Consider the following 19,716-nt stretch of genomic DNA (forward strand, 5'->3'; position numbering starts at 1 on the left):
AGCTTACGGGTAGATCACGCCCTTGCGCAGGATGACATTGGCGTAGAGGCGCGGCTCTCCGGTCTGTACGACCGTATGGGCGGCCTTCACCCGGTTGTAGAAATCAGCGCCGATCAGGTTCGTGACGGGTACTGACGGCTCATGGCTTGCGCAGCAATCGATGATTTCCCGATGGACGGGGTCAACCTGGTCCGGCTTGCCGCCCACGACGGAGCGGAAGATCGCTTCCGGTACAAAGTCGTCGATTGGCATCACGCTCAGGATCGCATTCAGCACGGGAACGAGCGCATGGCCATCAAGCCGCACGAGCCGTCTGGCGTGCTCCAGCGCCGGATAGTTGCCGTCGACGATGGCGATTTCGTCGCCGTGGCCCATGGCGCGCAGAGTGGCGAGAAGCTCGGGGCTCAGGAGGGGATCAATTCCCTTCAGCATGGGTGGTATCCTTGAACAGCACGGTTTGATCGATCAGGTAGCGGTCGAAGATCGGCAGGCTGGCGCCGCCGATGGCGCGGGCCTGGGCGCCGACTTCGCCCTCGACGATGTCGGGAATGACGACGCCCTGCAGATCGAGACGGTTCATCGCCTCGATGGTCGCCCTGACCAGCCGATGGCGCACCCAGGCGGGGAAGCCGCCGTCGATGATGGCTGCGGCAAAATCGATGATCGAGGCGGCGGCGATGATTGCCTGAGCAAGTGCGGCTGCCGTATCCTGCAGCCAGATCTCCAGCGGTTCACCGAAGTCGATCCAGTCCTCAGCCGCATACCACAGCGGCTGCGGATCGATGCCACGCTCGCGAAGCAGGTTTTCCAGCACGAAGATCGAGGCGATGTCGAGCAGCTGGCGCGTCTCGCCATGCTTGTCGCGAACGGGGAGGGGGCCGATGGCACCCGCCGTTCCCGTGCGCCCGACGAAGAGCGCCGAATTCACGACGATGCCGCCGCCGATGAAGGAGCCGATGTAGAAATAAACGAAGTCGGGATAGCGCTGGCCGGCCCCGAAGACGAGTTCCGCACCGCAGGCGCTGGTGGCGTCGTTGCGCAGATAGACGGGATGCGACATCCGGGTCTGAACCTGGACCTGCAGGTCGACTTGTCGCCAGATGTCCATCGCGCCCTCGGGCGCGCCGACTTCTTCCGCCCAGTTCCACAATTCGAAGGGCGCAGCGATGCCGATACCGGCAATCCGCGTGCGCAAGGTCGTGTCCATGTCCGCTTCCATCTCGGCAATGCCGTCGCAGATGAAGGGCAGCAGATGATCCGGATGGGGGTAGCGATAGGTCCGGTGCCGCTGCTTGCGTATCTTGCCGGCAAAATCCATGAGCACGACGTCCGCGCTGCGGCGGCCGATCTTGACCCCGAAGGAAAAGGCGGCGTCCGGATTGATGAACATCGGCACGGAGGGTTGCCCGACCCGGCCACGGATCGGTTCGCCGCGCATCAGCAGTTCGTCGCTTTCGAGCGAGCGCATGATGACCGAGACCGTCTGAGCGGAAAGTCCCGTCAGGCGGGCGATGTCGGCCTTGGAGCATCCCGGATTCTGCCGAACGAGCGACAGCACCAGCCGCTCGTTATAGGCGCGCACACGCACCTGGTTCGAGCCGCCGCCGGCACTCACCCGGGGCGCCGGATCCGCCAGTCTTCCTTGATCATCTTGTGGCACTGAGGTCGCTCCTCCCGACCGCTTCCTTTTACGAAAGCCTCTGCAGGATGTCACACTGATTTAATAATTCAACTGGATTTATTTATTGACAGCCGAAATGTTCTGATGTTCTAAATGGGGGCGTGGAGGAATGGGGGCCGACAGGCACCCGATCGGATTGCTAGGAGGCGATCCGTGCCGAAGCATTGCGGCCGGAGGAGCTGGCCGACACCATTCGGGAGGATACCAAATGAAAAAGTCTCTGATTACTGCTGCTCTCTCGGCCCTGGCCCTCGGCGTTGTCTTCGCCGCGCCGGTACAGGCCGCCGACGTTTCTGCATGCCTCATCACCAAGACCGACACCAACCCCTTCTTCGTCAAGATGAAGGAAGGCGCGACTGCCAAGGCCGCCGAACTCGGCGTGACCCTGAAGGCCTATGCCGGCAAGGTCGACGGAGACTCGGAGAGCCAGGTTGCGGCGATTGAAACCTGCATCGCCGACGGCGCCAAGGGCATCCTGCTCACCGCATCCGACACCAAGGGTATCGTTCCAGCCGTCCAGAAGGCCCGCGACGCAGGTCTGCTCGTCATCGCCCTCGACACGCCGCTGGAGCCGATTGACTCCGCTGACATGACCTTTGCCACCGACAACCTTCTCGCTGGCGAACTGATCGGCAAATGGGCGGCAGCAACCCTCGGCGATGCCGCCAAGGACGCCAAGATCGCCTTCCTGAACCTCACGCCGTCGCAGCCGTCGGTCGACGTCCTGCGCAACCAGGGCTTCATGAAGGGCTTCGGCATCGACACGGTCGACATCAACAAGATCGGCGACGAAACCGATCCGCGCATCGTCGGCCACGATGTCACCAACGGCAACGAAGAAGGCGGCCGGACCGCCATGGAAAACCTTCTCCAGAAGGATCCCTCCGTCAACGTTGTGCACACCATCAACGAACCGGCTGCTGCTGGCGCCTACGAAGCGCTGAAGGCTGTCGGCAAGGAAGGTGACGTGCTGATCGTCTCCGTCGACGGCGGTTGCCCGGGCGTCAAGAATGTCGCCGAAGGCGTCATCGGTGCGACCTCGCAGCAGTATCCGCTGCTGATGGCATCGCTCGGCATCGAAGCGATCAAGAAGTTCGCAGACACCGGTGAAAAGCCCGCGGCCTCCGAAGGCAAGAACTTCTTCGACACGGGCGTCGCGCTCGTCACCGACAAGCCGGCTGCTGGCGTCGAGTCCATCGACACCAAGGCTGGCACGGACAAGTGCTGGGGCTGATCCCCGCCTTGCGCGCCTGAACTGCAGCACTGGCGGATGGTCTCCATCCGCCAGTCGGCTGATCGCCCGGCCTTGTGCGCAGCCATGTCCGGCGTATCCTTCACGGAATGACAAAAATCGACAACGGCAGGGAGGATGACTCATGCAGCCGGCCAATCCCGAAACGCGAAATCCGCAGGAATTCGAGAAGGTCCTCTCGGGCAGTTCCACCCAGGTCGCGTCTTTCGACAGACACGAGCGCACGGCAATGGAGCGCTTCCAGCATTTTCTTCATTCAAGCCCCGCAGCCGTCGCCCTGATCGTGCTGGTCCTGTCGGTTGCGGCCTTCGGCTTCATTCTCGGCGACAAGTTCTTCTCGGCCTTCACATTGACGCTGATCCTTCAGCAGGTCGCGATCGTCGGCATCGTCGGTGCCGCCCAGACATTGGTGATCCTGACCGCCGGCATCGATCTGTCGGTTGGCGCGATCATGGTTCTGTCGTCGGTGGTCATGGGCCAGTTTGCCTTTCGCTACGGCCTGCCACCCGAACTGGCCGTGATCTGTGGTCTGGCCGTCGGGGCCTTCTGCGGCTTTATCAACGGCGTGCTCGTGGCGCGCATGAAGCTGCCGCCCTTCATCGTGACGCTCGGCATGTGGCAGATCGTGCTCGCCACCAACTTCCTCTATTCCGCCAACGAGACGATCCGCAGCCAGGATATCGACGCCAATGCGCCGATCCTCAAGTTCTTCGGCGAAAACATCCGCATGGGCGGTGCCGTGCTGACCTATGGCGTCATTGCCATGGTGCTTCTGGTTGCGGTCCTCTGGTATGTGCTCAATCACACTGCCTGGGGCAGGCACGTCTACGCGGTCGGCGACGATCCGGACGCGGCGGAACTCGCAGGTGTCAACGTCAAGCGCATGCTGATCTCCGTCTACACGCTGTCGGGCCTCATCTGTGCACTCGCCGGCTGGGCACTCATCGGCCGCATCGGTTCGGTCTCCCCGACCGCTGGCCAGTTCGCCAACATCGAATCCATCACGGCGGTGGTCATCGGCGGCATCTCGCTCTTCGGCGGACGCGGCTCGGTCCTCGGCATGATTTTCGGGGCGCTGATCGTCGGTGTCTTCCAGCTCGGTCTGCGCCTGATCGGTACGGACCCGCAATGGACCTATCTCTTGATCGGCGTTCTCATCATCGCCGCCGTCGCAATCGACCAGTGGATCAGAAAGGTAGCAGGCTGATGACCCAGGAACCCATTCTCACCGCCCGCGGTCTGGTCAAGCGTTACGGCCGCGTCACGGCCCTCGATCAGGCCGATTTCGACCTCTATCCGGGCGAAATCCTCGCCGTCATCGGCGACAACGGTGCCGGAAAGTCCTCGCTGATCAAGGCGATCTCCGGTGCTGTCACGCCTGATGAGGGCGAGATCAAGCTCGAGGGCCGAGCGATCAACTTCCGCTCGCCGATCGAGGCGCGCAAGGCCGGTATCGAGACCGTCTACCAGAACCTTGCTCTGTCGCCGGCCCTTTCGATCGCCGATAACATGTTCCTCGGTCGCGAACTGCGCAAACCGGGCATCATGGGCTCGGTCTTCCGCAAGCTTGACCGGCCGGCGATGGAGAAGATCGCGCGCGACAAGCTCTCCGAACTCGGCTTGATGACCATCCAGAACATCAACCAGGCGGTGGAGACGCTGTCGGGCGGCCAGCGCCAGGGTGTGGCGGTCGCGCGTGCGGCGGCCTTCGGTTCCAAGGTGATCATCCTCGACGAACCGACGGCGGCGCTCGGCGTCAAGGAAAGCCGCAAGGTGCTGGAGCTGATCCTCGACGTGCGCTCACGCGGTATGCCCATCGTGCTGATTTCCCACAACATGCCGCATGTCTTCGAAGTGGCCGACCGCATCCATGTCCACCGCCTGGGCAAACGGCTCTGCGTGATCAATCCGAAGGACTACACCATGTCGGATGCCGTGGCCTTCATGACAGGAGCGCGTCCGGCGCCGGACACCGAACTTGCTGCATGAGTTCAGAACTCGACGATCTTCTGTTTGAAATCGAGCGGCGGGCGCATGGTGGCGCCCGCTTGCTCGTCGGCGTTGCCGGACCTCCCGGCGCCGGAAAGTCGACGCTTGCGGATCGCCTGCATGCAGCCCTCGGCGAAAGAGGCCATCGCAGCGCCGTGCTGCCGATGGACGGCTTCCACCTCGACAATTCCATTCTCGACGAACGCGGCGATCTTGCCCGCAAGGGTGCGCCGCACACATTCGACGTGCGTGGACTTGCCGATCTGCTTCGCGCGGTGAAGGCAGGCGGCGAAGTCTTCGTGCCGGTCTTTGACCGCGCCCGGGAGCTTGCGATCGCGGCGGCCCGTTGCATTTCGCCAGAGGATCGCATCGTGATCGCCGAAGGCAATTACCTGCTGCTTGATCAGGGGCCGTGGGCAGACCTCGCCGATCTCTTCGACCTGTCCGTCATGGTGGCGCCGCCGATCGAGGAACTGGAGCGGCGGCTCATTGCCCGATGGGTTGGCTACGGTCTCACTCCGGCACAGATCGAAGCGAAAGTCGAAAACAACGATCTGCCCAATGGCAGGCTCGTGCTGCAACGCAGCCGTCCGGCCGATTTCACTTTCGACCAGTTCTGAATGGACATTTCACAGGGCTTCGCCGAGTCTGCGTAAATTCTTAAGATCTAATTAAATGCGCCATCGGTAAAATTGTACGGGTTCGGTTCAGCGAATATCAGCCTCTCCCTGATACAACTTCTCCATGAAAGGTTAACGCCGTTCCCGCCGGGCCAAAAGGGCTCCGGGGTTTCAAGCTGGCGTTTTCAAAGGGTGAAGGTAATGGCGGTATTGATTGTCGAGGACAACCCGACCAATGCGATGATCATAAAGCACCTCGCCAAGAAGGTGACGTCCAAGGAGATCAAGGTCGCCGGCGATGGAAACACGGCATTGATGCTGTGCCATACGGAAAGCTTCGAAATTCTGATCGTCGATTACCAGTTGCCCGGCATGTCCGGGCTGCAGTTCGTCAAGGCCGTGCGCCTGATGGATCGCTACTGCGACACTCCCGTGGTGATGGTGACGGCAGACGATCAACCGCGTCTGTGTGAGGAAGCCAAGGCCGCGGGTGTCACGGATTTCCTCCGCAAGCCGGTCGAGGCTGTCGCTTTCCGCAAGTTGCTGGCCGATCATCTCGGCGCCGAGGCCGTCCATCCCGAACTCCGTTCGGCGTAAGAAGGGAAACATCGGTCATGAGAAGCTTTGTAGGCGCACTTCTCGCAAGCCTGATCAGCGCCACCTCCGTTCCTGCGCTGGACGCGCCGACCGGCCCGGTCGTGCTGACCGTGAAGGGTGAGATCTCCAATACGAATGCGGGTGATACGGCGCAGTTCGACCTGGCGATGCTGGACGGTCTGAAGCATCGCAAGGCCGAGATGGAAACACCCTGGACGGAAGGCAAGGTGACCTTCGAAGGCCCACTGCTGCGCGAGATCCTCACCGCCGTCGGCGCGACAGGCACGATCCTCAAGGTACGCGCGCTCAACGACTACGCGGCAGACGTGCCGGCCGACGACGCCAGGCTCCAGACGATCCTCGCCACGAAACTCGACGGAAAGCTGATGTCGGTGCGGGACAAGGGGCCCCTGATGCTGGTCTATCCCTTCGACCTCGATGCTGACCTCTACAACGAGAAATACTTCTCGCGCTCTGTCTGGCAGATCAAGGAAATCGAGGTCGGCCGGTGACCATGACGCGCGCCACAGCACGGAAATTTGCAGGCGGAGGCACGATTGCCATCGTCCTGCAGACGCTTTCGGCTGTGCTTGTCTTCGTGCTGCTCATCCTGTTCGTCGACATTGCCCGCCAGTATCGCATTATGGAAGATGGCGTGCGGGAAAACTCGCTCTGGTCTGTCTACCAGCTGGATCGGGAAGTGCGCCAGCTGACTCACAGCCTCTCGAATATGCGTGACGAAGAGCAGAACCCGAAATTGCTCGACGAGCTATCGCTGCGCTACGATATTCTCTTCTCCCGCGTTTCCATCCTCGACCAGGCAAAGTTCGGCACCTACTTCTCCGGTGACGAGAAGATCAACGGCTACATCGCCGGCATCACCGAGGGCGTCCGCGCCGCACAGCCGATATTCGATGCGTATGCCGCCGGCACCCCGCCGACGCAGGAGCAGTTGCGTTGGCTCGAAACAGATCTTGCCGGCATGGGGCGTGTGGCCGAGGACTTCCTTCTTTACACCAATACGCGCGTCAGCCATGAGCGGGCGGACAGCCGGGCGACGATCCTCAACCTGGAGCGCACCTCGACGGTCATGCTGGCGCTCCTGATGGTCTCGGTCGTGTTCCTCGTCATCATCCTGAACCGCCAGCTCCGTTCGGTGCGTCGGTCGAGCCATGACTTGCAGGTGATGGCGACGCAGCTGAGCGAGGCTTATGAAGGCGCCGACGCCGGAAACCGCGCCAAATCTCAATTCATGGCGACCATGGGTCACGAGATCCGGACGCCGCTGAACGCGATCCTCGGCATGTCGGAACTGCTCGAGCTCTCAGACCTTCCCGATGACGCGATCCAGAGCGTCAAGACGATCCGCTCCTCGGGCGAGGCACTGCTTGAGATCATCAACGAGATCCTCGACTTCTCCAAGATCGAGCATGGCAAGCTGGAACTGGAAGAGCGTGCCTTCGACGTCTGCGCGCTTGCGGAAAGCAGTGTCAGCATTATCAGAGGTCGTGCCGACGACCACGGCAATACGGTGATCCTGGACCTTCCGGACTCTCTGCATGCCCTCTACGTCAAGACAGACCCGACGCGCCTGAGGCAGGTTCTTTTGAACCTGCTATCGAATGCGGTGAAGTTCACCCAGCAGGGAACCGTCACGTTGCGCCTGCGCGACTTCTATCGCGAAGGCAAGCTGATGATCCGCTTCGAGGTGGAGGACACCGGCATCGGCATTGACGAGGCGGGTCTCGACAAGCTCTTCAAGCCCTTCTCGCAGGTCGATGCCTCGATCAGCCGCCGCTACGGTGGCACCGGTCTTGGCCTCACCATCTGCAAGCAGATCGTCGAGATCCTCGGCGGCGAACTCGGTATGAGCAGCACCGTCGGCGTCGGCTCCATCTTCTGGTTCGAACTGGCAGTTGTTCCCGTGACCCGCCTGGAGGCGAATGGTCTCGCCGCCCAGGTGGTGGCCGAGGAGACCCTGCCGCGTCGCCGCATCCTTCTGGTGGAAGACAACAAGGTCAACCAGATCGTTGCCACCCGCTTCCTGGCCCGGCTCGGGCAGGACGTGGAGATCGCCAATGACGGCGCCGAAGCCGTCTCCCTTTCCCGCGAACAGGCCTTCGATCTGATCCTGATGGATATGCAGATGCCCGTCATGGACGGCATCGAGGCGACGAAGCGGATCATTGCCGAAGGCGGCCCCTCGGCCGAAGCGCCGATTATCGCGATGACCGCCAACGCATCGGACGACGACCGCCGCCGCTGCCTCGACGCTGGAATGAAAGGCTTCGAGTCCAAGCCTGTGACATTGGAGAGATTGCGAAAGATGATTGCTCACGCCACGTCGACGGATCGCGAAACCAGGCCGGTCCCGGTCCCGGCGCCGACGACTGCGCCCCAGAAACTGGAATTGCCGGACCTGGATCTTGCCGCCATGCCACTTCAGTCCATGCCAGAGCTCGGCATTGAGGGGTTGGACGAGGCGCGCCACGCCGAACTCGTCGACGCGCTTGGCGAAGATGTCTTCCAGGAACTGGTCGAATCCTTCTTCGACGATGCGACCGGCCTGCTCGATGAGCTGACCGAGGCGCTCCACCGGAACGATCCGGACAAGATCGACCGCGTTCTGCACACGATCAAGGGGGCAGCCTCCAATGTCGGGTTCAACGACCTGGCGGTGAAGGCGAATGCGCTCAGGAGCCAGACCCCGGCGCCTGAAGATATCGAATTGCTCGGCGAGGAAATCCTCGCGCTTAAATTTAAACTGGTTGCCTGAGAAGCAAGGAGGCGTTCATGCGTATTTTGTTGGTGGACGACAACAGCACCAATCTGAAGCTCCTGACGAAACTCGTCGGCAAGCTCGACAACTGCGAGGCTCTGCCATTCGCGAGCCCCGACGCCGTGCTCTCCGCATTGCCGGAGCTTGAGTTCGACATTGCCATCATCGATTACCAGATGCCGGTCTATAACGGTGTCGAGCTCTACACGGAAATCGTGCGCTTCGAGAAGTATGCCGATGTTCCCGTTGTTTTCGTCACGGCCGACAAAGACATGACGACCCGCATGGCCGCTCTCAACGCCGGTGCGATCGACTTCCTGACCAAGCCGGTGAACCCTGTCGAGTTCCAGGCCCGCGTCCAGAATATCGTGAGCCTTTCAAGGGCTCGCCGCCAGCTCGCCGATCAGGCCGAATGGCTGCGGCGCGAGGTCGAACGTGCGGTGGGTGAACTGCGCGAGCGCGAGCAGGAGATTATCCATCGCCTGACGCTGGCCGCTGAGTACAAGGATCCCGAAACCGCTCGCCATACCCTGCGCGTCGCGGCCTATTCGGAAGCGATCGCGATTGAACTGGGTCTGCCGAGCCATGTCTGCCACGATATCCGGCTGGCGGCCCCGATGCACGACATTGGCAAGGTCGCGATGCCAGACACTGTTCTTCTCAAACAGGGCCGATTGACGGAAGCCGAATATCGCCAGATGCAGTCGCATGCCGAAATCGGCAGCGACATCCTCGGACGCTCCCGTTCGTCGCTTCTGCAGCTCGCCTCCGAGATTGCCGCCAGCCACCACGAGCGCTGGGACGGGCAAGGCTATCCGAACCGTCTCGTCGGCACGGCCATCCCGATCTCCGGGCGGATCGTCTGCATCGCGGACAACTTCGATGCCCTGACGACAGAACGCCCTTACAAGCCGGCCTGGAGCTTCGAGCGTACGGTCGAGCATATTCTCGGCCGTGCCGGCACCCAGTTCGATCCGGACTGCGTGGCTGCCTTCGAGCGCGCGCTGCCTCGCATTCGGGCGATCTTGGAACAGGACCGGCGCGAGCAGGCGGAAGAGGCAGAAAAGGCCGTGGGATCGGCAAGCGATCGGGTCGCCTGATCCTTTGATCCCCGTGGGTGGACATGCTAAGGGCGGCGAGTACTCGTCAAGCCGGAGGCCTATTCATGTCATCGCTCATCATCCGCCGCCCCGACGACTGGCACCTGCATCTGCGCGACGGCGCCATGCTGGAAGGCGTGATCGGCGATACCAGCCGACATTTCGCCCGCGCCATCATCATGCCGAACCTCGTGCCGCCGGTGGTGACGACGCAGGACGCACGCGCCTATCGCGAGCGCATCCTCAAGGCAGTGCCTTCAGGCGACCGTTTCGAACCGCTGATGACGCTCTATCTGACCGAGCACACAAACCCTGACGACGTGGAAGAAGGCAAGCGTTCCGGCCTGATCACGGCCGTCAAGCTTTACCCCGCCGGTGCCACGACCAATTCCCACGGCGGTGTACGCGACATGGACAAGGCCATGCCGGTGCTGGAGCGGATGGCGAAGATCGGCCTGCCGCTTTGCGTCCATGGCGAAGTGACGACGCCCGAAGTTGACATTTTCGACCGCGAGAAGGTCTTCATCGACACCGTCCTCGATCCGCTGCGCAAGCGTCTCCCGGAGCTGAAGGTCACCATGGAGCATGTGACGACCGAAGATGGCGTTCAGTATATCCGCAGCGCCGATCGCAACCTCGCGGGCTCGATCACCACGCATCACCTGATCATCAACCGCAACGACATTCTCGTCGGCGGTATTCAGCCGCACTACTATTGCCTGCCGGTCGCCAAGCGCGAGAACCATCGCCAGGCGCTGCGCAAGGCGGCCGCTTCAGGCGATGCCCGCTTCTTCCTCGGCACCGACAGCGCGCCGCATGTCGATCCGCTGAAGGAATGCGGCTGCGGTTGCGCCGGCATCTATACCTCGATCAACACCATGAGCTGCCTTGCCCATGTCTTCGAGCAGGAAGACGCTCTGGACAAGCTCGAGGCCTTCACCTCGCTGAACGGCCCCGCCTGGTATGGCCTGGCGCCGAATGAGGAGACGATCACGCTCGTGAAACGGGATCAATCGGTGACGTTCCCGCCGAAGATCGTCACCGGCGCTGGTCCGGTGACCGTCTTTAATCCGAAATTCCCACTGCACTGGGATGTTGCCTGATGCGCCAAAGGCCTCGTGCGGGTGCACGAGGCCTTTGATGTGGCCGATCTGGACGCGTTGTCCGTCCGATCAGGTGCCGAGCGAGCCAAGCTGCGGCCAGAGACCGAGCACGCCGATTATGATCAGATAAATGGCAACGACATAATTGAGCAGGCGCGGCATGATCAGGATCAGGATGCCGGCGATGAGGGCGACAAGCGGCTGGATGACGAGCATGTTGTCCATGGGTTATTCCTTCGTGTGTGGCCAGCCGTAAAGATCTGGCGAAGCGGATTGTTCCACACGGTTGATCTGGCGGGCGGCACGGCTTGCTGCTATTGCGCTTCTGACCGTATCTGACAGGAGAGCCCCATGATCCAGACCCCCTTCACCGACCCCGCCGTGATGGCCGACCTCGTGGCGAAGATGCTCTGGGAGATCAAGGCGGTGCATTTCAACGCCAGCGAGCCCTACAAGCTTTCCTCGGGCATGAAGAGCCCTGTCTATATCGACTGCCGCAAGCTTCTCTCCTATCCGCGCGTGCGCTCCGCGGTGATGGATTTTGCCGCCGCCACCCTGATGCGCAATGCCGGCTTCGAGCAGTTCGATTGCATCGCCGGCGGCGAGACGGCCGGCATTCCGTTTGCGGCTCTGCTCGCCGATCGCCTCGGCCTGCCGATGATTTATGTCCGCAAGGCGCCCAAGGGCCATGGCCGCAATGCACAGATTGAAGGCAACATGCCGGAGGGATCGCGCGTTCTCGTCATAGAGGACCTGACAACCGCTGGCGGCAGCATGTTCAAGTTTATCGACGCGATCAGGGTTGCCGGCGGCGTCGTCGATCACGGCATCGCGCTCTTCTTCTACGGCATCTTCCCCGAGGCCCAGCAGCGCTTCGACAATGGCAAGGTGAAGTTGCACTACATCGCGACATGGCGGAACGTGCTCGCCGTTGCTCGCGAGCAGAAACTGTTCGACGAGAAGACGCTCTCCGAGGTCGAGGCCTTCCTCGATGCACCGCTCGAATGGTCGGGACGGAACGGTGGGGTTTCGTCATTGGCCTGAGCAAATGCTCGCCGGCGCACTGGAAATCGAGCGCGACTTGGTTTAAATCGATTGAAACGGAAGACTGGGAGGTCGAAATGATCCTGTGTTGCGGCGAAGCGCTGATCGACATGTTGCCACGCGAAACCACGCTCGGCGAGCGGGCCTTTTCGCCCTATGCCGGCGGCGCGATTTTCAACACGGCGATTGCCCTTGGGCGCCTCGGCATCGAGACGGGCTTCTTCACCGGCCTTTCCGACGACATGCTGGGCGACATCCTGCGCGACACGCTGAAATCATCCGGCGTCGATTACAGCTATTGCGCGACGCTTTCGCGCCCCTGCACGATCGCGCTGGTCAAGCTCACCAACGGCCAGGCATCCTATGCCTTCTACGACGAAAACACGGCAGGCCGGATGATCACGGAAGCCGACTTGCCCGCGCTCGACGACAGCTGCGAAGCCCTGCATTTTGGCGCGATCAGCCTGATCCCGGAACCTTGCGGCTCGACCTATGAGGCGCTGATGACCCGCGAGCACAAGACCCGCGTCATCTCGCTCGACCCGAACATCCGCCCCGGATTCATCAAGGACAAGGCTGCCCACCAGGCCCGCATCGCCCGCATGGCCGACATGTCCGACATCCTGAAATTCTCCGACGAGGACCTCGACTGGTTCGAGCTGTCGGGCACGCAGGACGAACGCGCCGCCTATTGGCTGACGCGCGGCGCCAAGCTCGTGGTGCTGACCAAGGGCGCGGAAGGGGCGACAGGCTACACCGCAAACTTCAAGGTCTCGGTTCCCTCGAACAAGGTCGAGGTGGTCGATACCGTCGGCGCCGGCGACACTTTCGACGCGGGCATCCTCGCCTCGCTGAAGCGTCAGGGATTGCTGACCAAGGACAAGGTCGCGACGCTCTCGGAAGAGGCGGTGCGGGAGGCGCTGACGGTAGGCGCCAAGGCTGCGGCCGTGACGGTGTCGCGGGCAGGGGCCAACCCACCAACGGCGGCCGAGATCGGGTTCTAAGGGGGCTCGGGATGCCACAACGCCTCTCACAGCACGAACGCTGAACTAGGCGCCACTGATCATCAGATTCGGCATGCCGTTTGACGTCTTTTCTGCGGAGTGACCGCTGTCATCGACGACACCTCTTGCGACGCGCCGCATATTGGTAAAACCTTCGAAGGTGACGGTGTCCACCGGCTGGTCAAATCGGATGGACACCGAGTGGCCGCTGCTTGAAGACGTAATCGCGGTAATCTCCCCCTCGAATGCCATACCGAGATAATGTCCCCTGACCCTCTGGTGCAGATGAAACCGGGTTGGAGCCGCCTTCGCGAGTTGGGCTGACAAGGTGTTCCAGTCGCGCGCGCCGTTTTGATGCGCGACCAGTTCAAGTGCTTTGGCGTGTCCGACAATGGTCCCCTCCGCAGCGAGGGTGGCACGCAGCGCCTTTGCATGCGCCTTGGCTTCCGCAATGGTTCTAACGGTCATGACCGGGCTCCCCTTGCTGCCAGACCGATGCCGGCATGGCCCCGTGTCTTCATCGCGGTCGCGAGGATGAGAGCGCTGGCCGCCGCAGCGAGGATGTCGGCCGCTGGATAGGCAAACCACAATGCGTTTCCACCGAGCAGGATCGTTGCCGCCGTCACCAGTGACGGCACCAGTATGATGGGCTTGACGACCGTGAGCAGTGCGGCGCGGGCCGGCTGGCCCACCGCCTGGAAATAGAGGCCGAGCACGAGGATAGGGCCTGAAAACAGGTAGAGCGCGCCCATGATCCGGAGGATCCGGCCCACCTCGCTGATCACATCCGGGTCGGTGACAAACAGGGCGCCGAGCAGGCTTCCCTGGCTGAGGAGCAGACCCTCCACAGCAATGCAGTAAAGCAGTGCCGTTGTAGCCCCGATCCGCAGCACCGCATCGGAACGCGTATAAAGTCCGGCGCCGACATTGTTGCCGACAATGCTTTGCATGGCCATTCCGACAGCGATATTTGGCATGAAGGCGAACCCGAAGATGCGTGTCGCTATCCCATAGGCTGCGATGGTTTTAGCATAGTCGGCACTTGCCGCAAAGCGCAGGGCCATAACGACACTGGCAGCGGAAAGCGCCATTCCGGCAAAACCCAGGCAGAGAGGCGCCCCGAGAATCGCGATCCGTTTCCAACAGCCAGTCCACCGGCTTCGCCAAACCATGCTCAATAGCAGCATATTGGGCAGAAGCCGGCGCAAGATGACGAGCAGGATCAATCCAAGTGTCTGCGCAAAGAGCGTAGCGAAGGCCGATCCCGCTACGCCCAGCTCCAGCCGAGCCACCAGAATGTAGTTCAGCAGGATGTTGGCGAGTGTAACACCAAGTGACATGAGGGCCATCGTTCCGGCATGACCTTCATTGCGACAGGCATCGGCATGGACACCCAGGAGGAACTGGACGGGAGTTCCGAACAGGGTAATCGCCAGGAAGACCCAGACCATGTCGGCAATCGGTCCGTCGGAGCCGGCAAGCTTGATCGAGAAACCTCTGCCACCGGCACAGAAGAGCAGGATAAGCGCAGACGCAATGAAGAGGGCAAGGCCATGTGCGCCTGCAAAGGTCGCTGCGGCTGCATCGCGATCTCCGGCGCCAAGCTGACGCGCCAGCAGGCTCGACATCCCGCCACCCACAAGGGTCGACAGCGCGATAGTGACCATGAGGATCGGGAAAGTCATGCCGACCGCCGCCATGGCCTCGGCGCCGACGAACTGGCCGAGGAAGAAGGCGTCGACGATGCCGAGCACGCCATTCATGCCCATGATCGCGATCATGGGCAGTGCGGTTGCGGCAAAGATCTTGCCAGGAGAGGCAGTCAGAAAACGATTTTCGGGCGATTGTCGCAGAGACATCACTCACTCCTCCGAAGAGGCATTTCGATTGTGATGGGGGCCTGCATTGCCCACCGACGAAATGCTTCGAGGGTGAGAAGAATACTGCGTACCGGCTTTACCGTGACTTTCGTCTGCAGGCGGCAGGTGCTCGGAACCTGCGCGCCAAGAACCATTGAAAGGGGAGATTGTCAATGACGGTCCGCAGGGATCGGGTCACCGGAGGGAGGGCGTGCGGACAGCCGCATCCATTCGACGGTTTTCTTGGCGCCGCCCCTCGGCCGTGTGGCGCGTAAGCGCTCGGGGGCCTTTCCAGTCTCACCCCATCTTCCGCTCCGAAAGCGCCGCGACAAGCCCTGCCGTCGAGCTGTCATGTCCGGTTGCCGCGACCTTGCCCTGCACCACCGGCAGAAGCCCCGTCGCCAGTTCCTTGCCGAGTTCCACGCCCCATTGGTCGAAGGAATTGATGCGGAAGATCACGCCTTCAACGAAGACGCGGTGTTCATAGAGTGCGATCAGGCGACCGAGCGTAGACGGGGTCAGCTGGTCATAGACGAAGGTGATCGAGGGGCGGTTGCCGGAGAAGACGCGGTGCGGGGCGAGGAAGTCGGCCTCTTCGCCGGCAATGCCCTTGGCGGTGAGCTGGCTCTTGGCCTCGGCAAGTGTGCGGCCCTTCATCAGGGCTTCAGACTGGGCGAGGCAATTGGCGATCAGCAGCTCATGCTGGTGACGCAAGTCAGGTTCGAAACCATTGGCGGCGATCATGAACTCGGCCGGGATGACGCTCGTGCCCTGGTGGATGAGCTGGTAGAAGGCGTGCTGTCCGTTCGTGCCGGGTTCGCCCCAGACGACGGGGCCGGAGGCGCCGGCAACCGGCTTTCCGTCGACCGTCACGCTCTTGCCGTTTGATTCCATGTCGAGCTGCTGCAGGTAGGCCGGGAAGCGCGACAGCCTCTGGTCATAGGGCAGGATCGCGCGCGTCGCGTAGTTCAGAACCTTGCGATGATAGACGCCGAGCGCGCCGAGAAGCATCGGCAGGTTGTCGCGGAAGGGGGCGGTGCGAAAATGCTCGTCCATGGCGTGAGCCCCATCGAGGAACTCTCCGAAATGGTCCGAGCCGATCGCGATCATCAGCGGCAGGCCGATGGCCGACCAGATCGAATACCGTCCGCCGACCCAGTCCCAGAAGCCGAAGACGCGGGTCGGATCGATGCCGAAGGCGGCAACCTTGTCGAGGGCTGTCGAGACGGCGCAGAAATGATGGCCGACGGCAGCCTCGCCGAGCGCATCGGCGACGAAGGCGCGCGCCGTCTGCGCGTTTGTCATCGTCTCGATCGTGGTGAAGGTCTTCGATGCCACGATGAAGAGCGTGGTTTCGGCAGACAATGTCTTCAGCGTGTCGGCAATATGGGCGCCATCGATATTGGAGACGAAATGCAGGCGCGGGCCGTCATGGAAGGGGGCGAGTGCCAGTGTCGCCATGACAGGACCGAGATCCGAACCGCCAATGCCGATATTGACGACATCGGTGATGGCCTTGCCGGTGGCCCCCTTGGTCTCGCCCGAGCGAATGCCCTCGGCGAAGGCGCCCATGGCTGCGAGAACGGCATTGACGTCTGCCATCACATCGCGGCCATCGACCATGACAGGGCGGTTGGAGCGGTTGCGCAAGGCGGTGTGCAGGACCGCGCGACCTTCCGTGAAGTTGATCGGCGCGCCCGAGAACATCTGGTCGCGCTTGTCGGCCACGCCGGCTGTTGCTACGAGTTCCTCGAGCAGGTCGAGCACCTCGTCGTTCACCGCGCATTTGGAGTAATCCATCAACAGGTCATCGAGAGCTGCGTTAAAACGGCTGAAGCGCTGCGGATCGGCCGAGAATGCGGCACGCAGGTCTTCCGCACGGGTGGCCTGGACCGTCTTCGTCAATGTGTCGATGATGGATTGCATCGGAATGTCCCTGGTTCGGCGATGATGCCGGGGACCTTATTAGCGACTTGAGACAGGATCAAGATGAAGGGGAGGACTCAGCCTCCCCAAATTTAAATCGATTTATTTCCCGTCCCGCAACTCGCGCCGCAGGATCTTGCCGACATTGGTCTTGGGCAGGTCCGTGCGGAACTCGATATAGCGGGGCCGCTTGTAATTGGTCAGGTTTGCGGCGCAATGGGCCTTGAGTTCCTCGATGGTGAGGTCCTCGTCCTTCTTGACCACGAAGAGCTTGACCGCCTCGCCCGAATGCTCGTCCGGCACGCCGACGGCAGCGCATTCGAGGACGCCGGCATGCATGACGGCCACTTCCTCGATCTCGTTCGGATAGACGTTGAAGCCGGAGACGAGGATCATGTCCTTCTTGCGGTCGACGATCTTCACATAGCCGCGTTCGTCCATCAGGCCCATGTCGCCGGAGCGGAAGAAGCCGTCATCGCTCATCACCTTGGCCGTCTCTTCCGGACGCTGCCAATAGCCCGCCATGACCTGCGGACCCCGGATGCAGATTTCGCCCACGTCGCCGACCGGCAGCGTATTGCCGTCCTCGTCGCGGATCTCGATGTCCGTCGAGGGGAGGGGCAGGCCGATCATGCCGGTGAACTCGCGCGCATCCAGTCGGTTGACGGTCGCGACCGGAGAGGTCTCGGAGAGCCCGTAACCTTCGGTGATGGGTCGTCCCGTCATCTCCAGCCAGCGCTCGGCCACCGGCCGCTGGATAGCCATGCCGCCGCCGAGCACGAGCATCAGCGAGGAGAAGTCGAGCTTCTTGAACTCCGGATTGTTCATCATCGCATTGAACAGCGTGTTGAGACCCGGGAAGATATGCGACTTGAAGCCCTGCAACTCCTTGATGAAGCCCGGGATGTCACGCGGATTGGCGATCAACAGATTGTGGCCGCCGAGCGCAATGCCCATCAGCGAATTCACGGTGAGGGCGAAGATATGGTAGAGCGGAAGCGCGCAGACGAAGTTCAGCACCTCGGGGCGCGACTGGCCCGCAAAGGCGGCCTCCAGCCACAGCGCGATCTGCTGCTTGTTGGACAGGAGATTGGCATGGGTCAGCGTCGCCCCCTTGGAAACGCCGGTCGTGCCGCCGGTATATTGCAGGAAAGCGACGTCGCTCGAAATGACATCGACCGGCTTCAGCGCAAGCTTCTCGCCTTCCGACAGCATGGCCTTGAAGCTCTTGTGGCCGGGGATGGACCAGGCGGGCACGAGCTTCTTCACCTTGCGCACGACGAGGTTGACGATGTGGCCCTTCAAGCCCAGCATGTCGCCCATGGCGCAAACCACGACATGCTTGACCTCTGTGCGGGCGACGACCTGTTCGACCGTGTGGGCGAAGTTTTCGAGGACGACGATCGCCTTGGCGCCGGAATCCTTGAGCTGGTGTTCGAGTTCGCGCGGCGTGTAGAGCGGGTTGACGTTCACCACGATCATGCCGGCACGAAGGATGCCATAGACGGCCACCGGGTTCTGCAGGATGTTCGGCGTCATGACGGCGACACGGTCGCCCTTGGCGAGACCCTTCGACTGCAGCCATGCGCCAACCTTGCGCGATTGCAGTTCCAGTTCGCGGAAGGTCATGCCGCGGCCCATGCTGGAAAAGGCCAGCCTGTCGGCGAACTTGGCGCAACTCGCTTCGAAGAGCGCGCCGAGCGATTGATGAGCATGCGGTGCGATCTCGGCCGGCACGGAGGCCGGATACGACTTAACCCAGATCTTGTCGGCGGCGCGGCCGCTCAAGCGGCTCATAGTTTCCGTCATCGTGTTCCTCCCGAAACCTTCGTTGTCTGCATGCCCGTCGCGGGGGCCGATTCCTCCTCAGGTCCCCAGAACTTATGCGTTCTCACGCCGGCAGTGCAACTGTGGCAAAGCTATCTAACCTTGACGTAAACGTCAACAATCCTGTCGGTCCTCCGTGGCGTTTTGAAAGGAACCATGCTCCCGCATGCGCAGTTATCCGTTCATCGAAAAGCAAGACGGAGGATATCTCAATGTTGCAGGAAAATCGAACGACCACCAGTGGCCAGGATCCCTATGTCAAGGATACCCCAAACCTGATTGCCAGCGACAAGGTCGAAGGCACTGCGGTCTACGGCCGCGACGGCGAACGCATCGGCTCGATCCAGCGTATCATCCTGGAAAAACGTGGGGGCCGCGTGGCTTATGCAATTCTGAGCTTCGGTGGTTTCTGGGGTATCGGAGACGACTATTACCCGCTGCCCTGGGAAAAGCTGACCTATGACGAGGGCCTCGACGGCTATCGAATCGATCTCACCAAGGAGCAGGTCGAGGCGGCGCCGAAGCACCGAGATGACAGCGAAGATTGGTACCGCGACAACGGCCGCTCGGTCTATGATTACTACGGTGTTCCGCCGTACTGGATCTGATTGGGTATCGTCATAACGCCACCATCGAAGGGCCTCGTGAAGCGGGGCCCTTTTTCGCGTCTTCAACGAATGTAAATTGGCAAATGGACGGCAGCGTAATCGCGCTGCAGCAGGAGAGACGTCAATCAACCCGCCCGAGTCCGTACTAAAGTTTACGGCACTCGCGCCCGACGGCGCTCATTGCACAGAAAACTTCGGCGGGGAAGGCCGGAGCCTCAGAATTTCTTTGAGAAATGGTGCCGCTTGCAGGACTCGAACCTGCGACCCCATCATTACGAATGATGTGCTCTACCACCTGAGCTAAAGCGGCCTACGTCGAGCAGGAAT

19 protein-coding genes and 1 tRNA gene are annotated in these 19,716 nt (G+C 61.6%); 12 read left to right on the plus strand and 8 right to left on the minus strand.

Features of this window, described 5'->3' with window-relative positions; genetic code table 11:
* Positions 1-3 precede the first annotated feature (3 nt).
* On the minus strand, positions 4-432 hold the full coding sequence (locus tag QTL56_RS17665; protein WP_245134494.1) for an RbsD/FucU family protein: 429 nt from the start codon (positions 430-432) through the stop codon (positions 4-6).
* Positions 416-1,660 (minus strand): ROK family transcriptional regulator, encoded by a 1,245-nt coding sequence (locus QTL56_RS17670; protein ID WP_245134496.1) that lies wholly within the window; start codon positions 1,658-1,660, stop codon positions 416-418. The genes QTL56_RS17665 and QTL56_RS17670 overlap by 17 nt, the downstream gene beginning before the upstream one ends.
* 229 nt (positions 1,661-1,889) lie before the next feature.
* Between QTL56_RS17670 and QTL56_RS17675 the strand changes: the two genes are divergently transcribed.
* The 9 genes from QTL56_RS17675 (at position 1,890) to pyrC (ending at position 11,121) form a co-directional block, all read left to right on the plus strand.
* Positions 1,890-2,915, plus strand: coding sequence for a sugar ABC transporter substrate-binding protein (locus tag QTL56_RS17675; protein WP_229573367.1), 1,026 nt, complete (start codon positions 1,890-1,892; stop codon positions 2,913-2,915).
* A gap of 142 nt (positions 2,916-3,057) precedes the next feature.
* Complete coding sequence (locus QTL56_RS17680; RefSeq protein ID WP_245134498.1) at positions 3,058-4,140, plus strand: ABC transporter permease; 1,083 nt, start codon at positions 3,058-3,060, stop codon at positions 4,138-4,140.
* Complete coding sequence (locus tag QTL56_RS17685; protein WP_245134499.1) at positions 4,140-4,922, plus strand: ATP-binding cassette domain-containing protein; 783 nt, start codon at positions 4,140-4,142, stop codon at positions 4,920-4,922. Before QTL56_RS17680 ends, QTL56_RS17685 begins: the two co-directional genes overlap by 1 nt.
* Positions 4,919-5,542, plus strand: a complete 624-nt coding sequence (locus QTL56_RS17690; RefSeq protein WP_245134501.1) for a nucleoside triphosphate hydrolase — start codon at positions 4,919-4,921, stop codon at positions 5,540-5,542. Before QTL56_RS17685 ends, QTL56_RS17690 begins: the two co-directional genes overlap by 4 nt.
* Positions 5,543-5,743: 201 nt before the next feature.
* Positions 5,744-6,139 (plus strand): response regulator, encoded by a 396-nt coding sequence (locus QTL56_RS17695; protein ID WP_229573361.1) that lies wholly within the window; start codon positions 5,744-5,746, stop codon positions 6,137-6,139.
* Positions 6,140-6,156: 17 nt separating this feature from the next.
* A complete protein-coding gene (locus QTL56_RS17700; protein WP_245134503.1) occupies positions 6,157-6,651 on the plus strand; it encodes a putative pterin-binding protein in 495 nt (164 codons plus the stop codon).
* A gap of 2 nt (positions 6,652-6,653) precedes the next feature.
* On the plus strand, positions 6,654-8,915 hold the full coding sequence (locus QTL56_RS17705; RefSeq protein ID WP_245135482.1) for an ATP-binding protein: 2,262 nt from the start codon (positions 6,654-6,656) through the stop codon (positions 8,913-8,915).
* Positions 8,916-8,932: 17 nt separating this feature from the next.
* Positions 8,933-10,018 carry a response regulator gene (locus QTL56_RS17710; protein WP_229573358.1) on the plus strand — a complete coding sequence of 362 codons (1,086 nt, stop codon included), beginning with the start codon at positions 8,933-8,935 and terminating at the stop codon, positions 10,016-10,018.
* Positions 10,019-10,083: 65 nt separating this feature from the next.
* Positions 10,084-11,121, plus strand: coding sequence for a dihydroorotase (gene pyrC, locus QTL56_RS17715; RefSeq protein WP_245134505.1), 1,038 nt, complete (start codon positions 10,084-10,086; stop codon positions 11,119-11,121).
* 69 nt (positions 11,122-11,190) lie between these two features.
* Here the strand turns inward: pyrC and QTL56_RS17720 are convergent, their stop codons facing one another.
* Positions 11,191-11,346, minus strand: coding sequence for a DUF3096 domain-containing protein (locus tag QTL56_RS17720; protein ID WP_229573355.1), 156 nt, complete (start codon positions 11,344-11,346; stop codon positions 11,191-11,193).
* A gap of 126 nt (positions 11,347-11,472) precedes the next feature.
* Here QTL56_RS17720 and QTL56_RS17725 point away from each other — a divergent pair, with 126 nt between their 5' ends.
* Together QTL56_RS17725 and QTL56_RS17730 are read left to right on the plus strand one after the other, a co-directional pair.
* Positions 11,473-12,165, plus strand: coding sequence for an orotate phosphoribosyltransferase (locus QTL56_RS17725; protein WP_245134507.1), 693 nt, complete (start codon positions 11,473-11,475; stop codon positions 12,163-12,165).
* A gap of 77 nt (positions 12,166-12,242) precedes the next feature.
* Positions 12,243-13,169, plus strand: a complete 927-nt coding sequence (locus tag QTL56_RS17730; RefSeq protein WP_245134509.1) for a carbohydrate kinase family protein — start codon at positions 12,243-12,245, stop codon at positions 13,167-13,169.
* Positions 13,170-13,214: 45 nt separating this feature from the next.
* On the opposite strand, the gene QTL56_RS17735 is transcribed toward QTL56_RS17730, so the two are convergent.
* The 4 genes from QTL56_RS17735 to QTL56_RS17750 form a co-directional block, all read right to left on the minus strand.
* Positions 13,215-13,637 (minus strand): glyoxalase superfamily protein, encoded by a 423-nt coding sequence (locus tag QTL56_RS17735; RefSeq protein WP_245134512.1) that lies wholly within the window; start codon positions 13,635-13,637, stop codon positions 13,215-13,217.
* Positions 13,634-15,028 carry an MATE family efflux transporter gene (locus QTL56_RS17740; RefSeq protein ID WP_245134514.1) on the minus strand — a complete coding sequence of 465 codons (1,395 nt, stop codon included), beginning with the start codon at positions 15,026-15,028 and terminating at the stop codon, positions 13,634-13,636. The genes QTL56_RS17735 and QTL56_RS17740 overlap by 4 nt, the downstream gene beginning before the upstream one ends.
* 297 nt (positions 15,029-15,325) lie before the next feature.
* A complete protein-coding gene (pgi, locus tag QTL56_RS17745) occupies positions 15,326-16,954 on the minus strand; it encodes a glucose-6-phosphate isomerase (protein ID WP_245134515.1) in 1,629 nt (542 codons plus the stop codon).
* Between the two features lie 102 nt (positions 16,955-17,056).
* On the minus strand, positions 17,057-18,763 hold the full coding sequence (locus tag QTL56_RS17750) for a long-chain fatty acid--CoA ligase (RefSeq protein ID WP_245134517.1): 1,707 nt from the start codon (positions 18,761-18,763) through the stop codon (positions 17,057-17,059).
* A gap of 230 nt (positions 18,764-18,993) precedes the next feature.
* Here QTL56_RS17750 and QTL56_RS17755 point away from each other — a divergent pair, with 230 nt between their 5' ends.
* Positions 18,994-19,389: a PRC-barrel domain-containing protein gene (locus tag QTL56_RS17755; RefSeq protein ID WP_229573344.1), complete on the plus strand. Its 396-nt coding sequence runs from the start codon at positions 18,994-18,996 to the stop codon at positions 19,387-19,389.
* Between the two features lie 234 nt (positions 19,390-19,623).
* On the opposite strand, the gene QTL56_RS17760 is transcribed toward QTL56_RS17755, so the two are convergent.
* Positions 19,624-19,699 (minus strand) — tRNA-Thr (locus QTL56_RS17760).
* Positions 19,700-19,716: the final 17 nt, after the last annotated feature.

This window comes from Peteryoungia algae, from assembly GCF_030369675.1.
GTDB lineage: Bacteria > Pseudomonadota > Alphaproteobacteria > Rhizobiales > Rhizobiaceae > Allorhizobium > Allorhizobium algae.

Excerpts from the sequence above, each read along its gene's own strand:
- QTL56_RS17740 (WP_245134514.1), bottom strand. The coding sequence starts at position 15,028 with ATGTCTCTGCGACAATCGCCCGAAAATCGTTTTCTGACTGCCTCTCCT.
- QTL56_RS17685 (WP_245134499.1), top strand. The coding sequence starts at position 4,140 with ATGACCCAGGAACCCATTCTCACCGCCCGCGGTCTGGTCAAGCGTTAC.
- QTL56_RS17710 (WP_229573358.1), top strand. The coding sequence starts at position 8,933 with ATGCGTATTTTGTTGGTGGACGACAACAGCACCAATCTGAAGCTCCTG.
- QTL56_RS17675 (WP_229573367.1), top strand. The coding sequence starts at position 1,890 with ATGAAAAAGTCTCTGATTACTGCTGCTCTCTCGGCCCTGGCCCTCGGC.
- QTL56_RS17735 (WP_245134512.1), bottom strand. The coding sequence starts at position 13,637 with ATGACCGTTAGAACCATTGCGGAAGCCAAGGCGCATGCAAAGGCGCTG.
- QTL56_RS17725 (WP_245134507.1), top strand. The coding sequence starts at position 11,473 with ATGATCCAGACCCCCTTCACCGACCCCGCCGTGATGGCCGACCTCGTG.
- pgi (WP_245134515.1), bottom strand. The coding sequence starts at position 16,954 with ATGCAATCCATCATCGACACATTGACGAAGACGGTCCAGGCCACCCGT.
- QTL56_RS17700 (WP_245134503.1), top strand. The coding sequence starts at position 6,157 with ATGAGAAGCTTTGTAGGCGCACTTCTCGCAAGCCTGATCAGCGCCACC.
- QTL56_RS17695 (WP_229573361.1), top strand. The coding sequence starts at position 5,744 with ATGGCGGTATTGATTGTCGAGGACAACCCGACCAATGCGATGATCATA.
- QTL56_RS17665 (WP_245134494.1), bottom strand. The coding sequence starts at position 432 with ATGCTGAAGGGAATTGATCCCCTCCTGAGCCCCGAGCTTCTCGCCACT.
- QTL56_RS17705 (WP_245135482.1), top strand. The coding sequence starts at position 6,654 with ATGACGCGCGCCACAGCACGGAAATTTGCAGGCGGAGGCACGATTGCC.
- QTL56_RS17755 (WP_229573344.1), top strand. The coding sequence starts at position 18,994 with ATGTTGCAGGAAAATCGAACGACCACCAGTGGCCAGGATCCCTATGTC.
- QTL56_RS17720 (WP_229573355.1), bottom strand. The coding sequence starts at position 11,346 with ATGGACAACATGCTCGTCATCCAGCCGCTTGTCGCCCTCATCGCCGGC.
- pyrC (WP_245134505.1), top strand. The coding sequence starts at position 10,084 with ATGTCATCGCTCATCATCCGCCGCCCCGACGACTGGCACCTGCATCTG.
- QTL56_RS17680 (WP_245134498.1), top strand. The coding sequence starts at position 3,058 with ATGCAGCCGGCCAATCCCGAAACGCGAAATCCGCAGGAATTCGAGAAG.
- QTL56_RS17750 (WP_245134517.1), bottom strand. The coding sequence starts at position 18,763 with ATGACGGAAACTATGAGCCGCTTGAGCGGCCGCGCCGCCGACAAGATC.
- QTL56_RS17690 (WP_245134501.1), top strand. The coding sequence starts at position 4,919 with ATGAGTTCAGAACTCGACGATCTTCTGTTTGAAATCGAGCGGCGGGCG.
- QTL56_RS17730 (WP_245134509.1), top strand. The coding sequence starts at position 12,243 with ATGATCCTGTGTTGCGGCGAAGCGCTGATCGACATGTTGCCACGCGAA.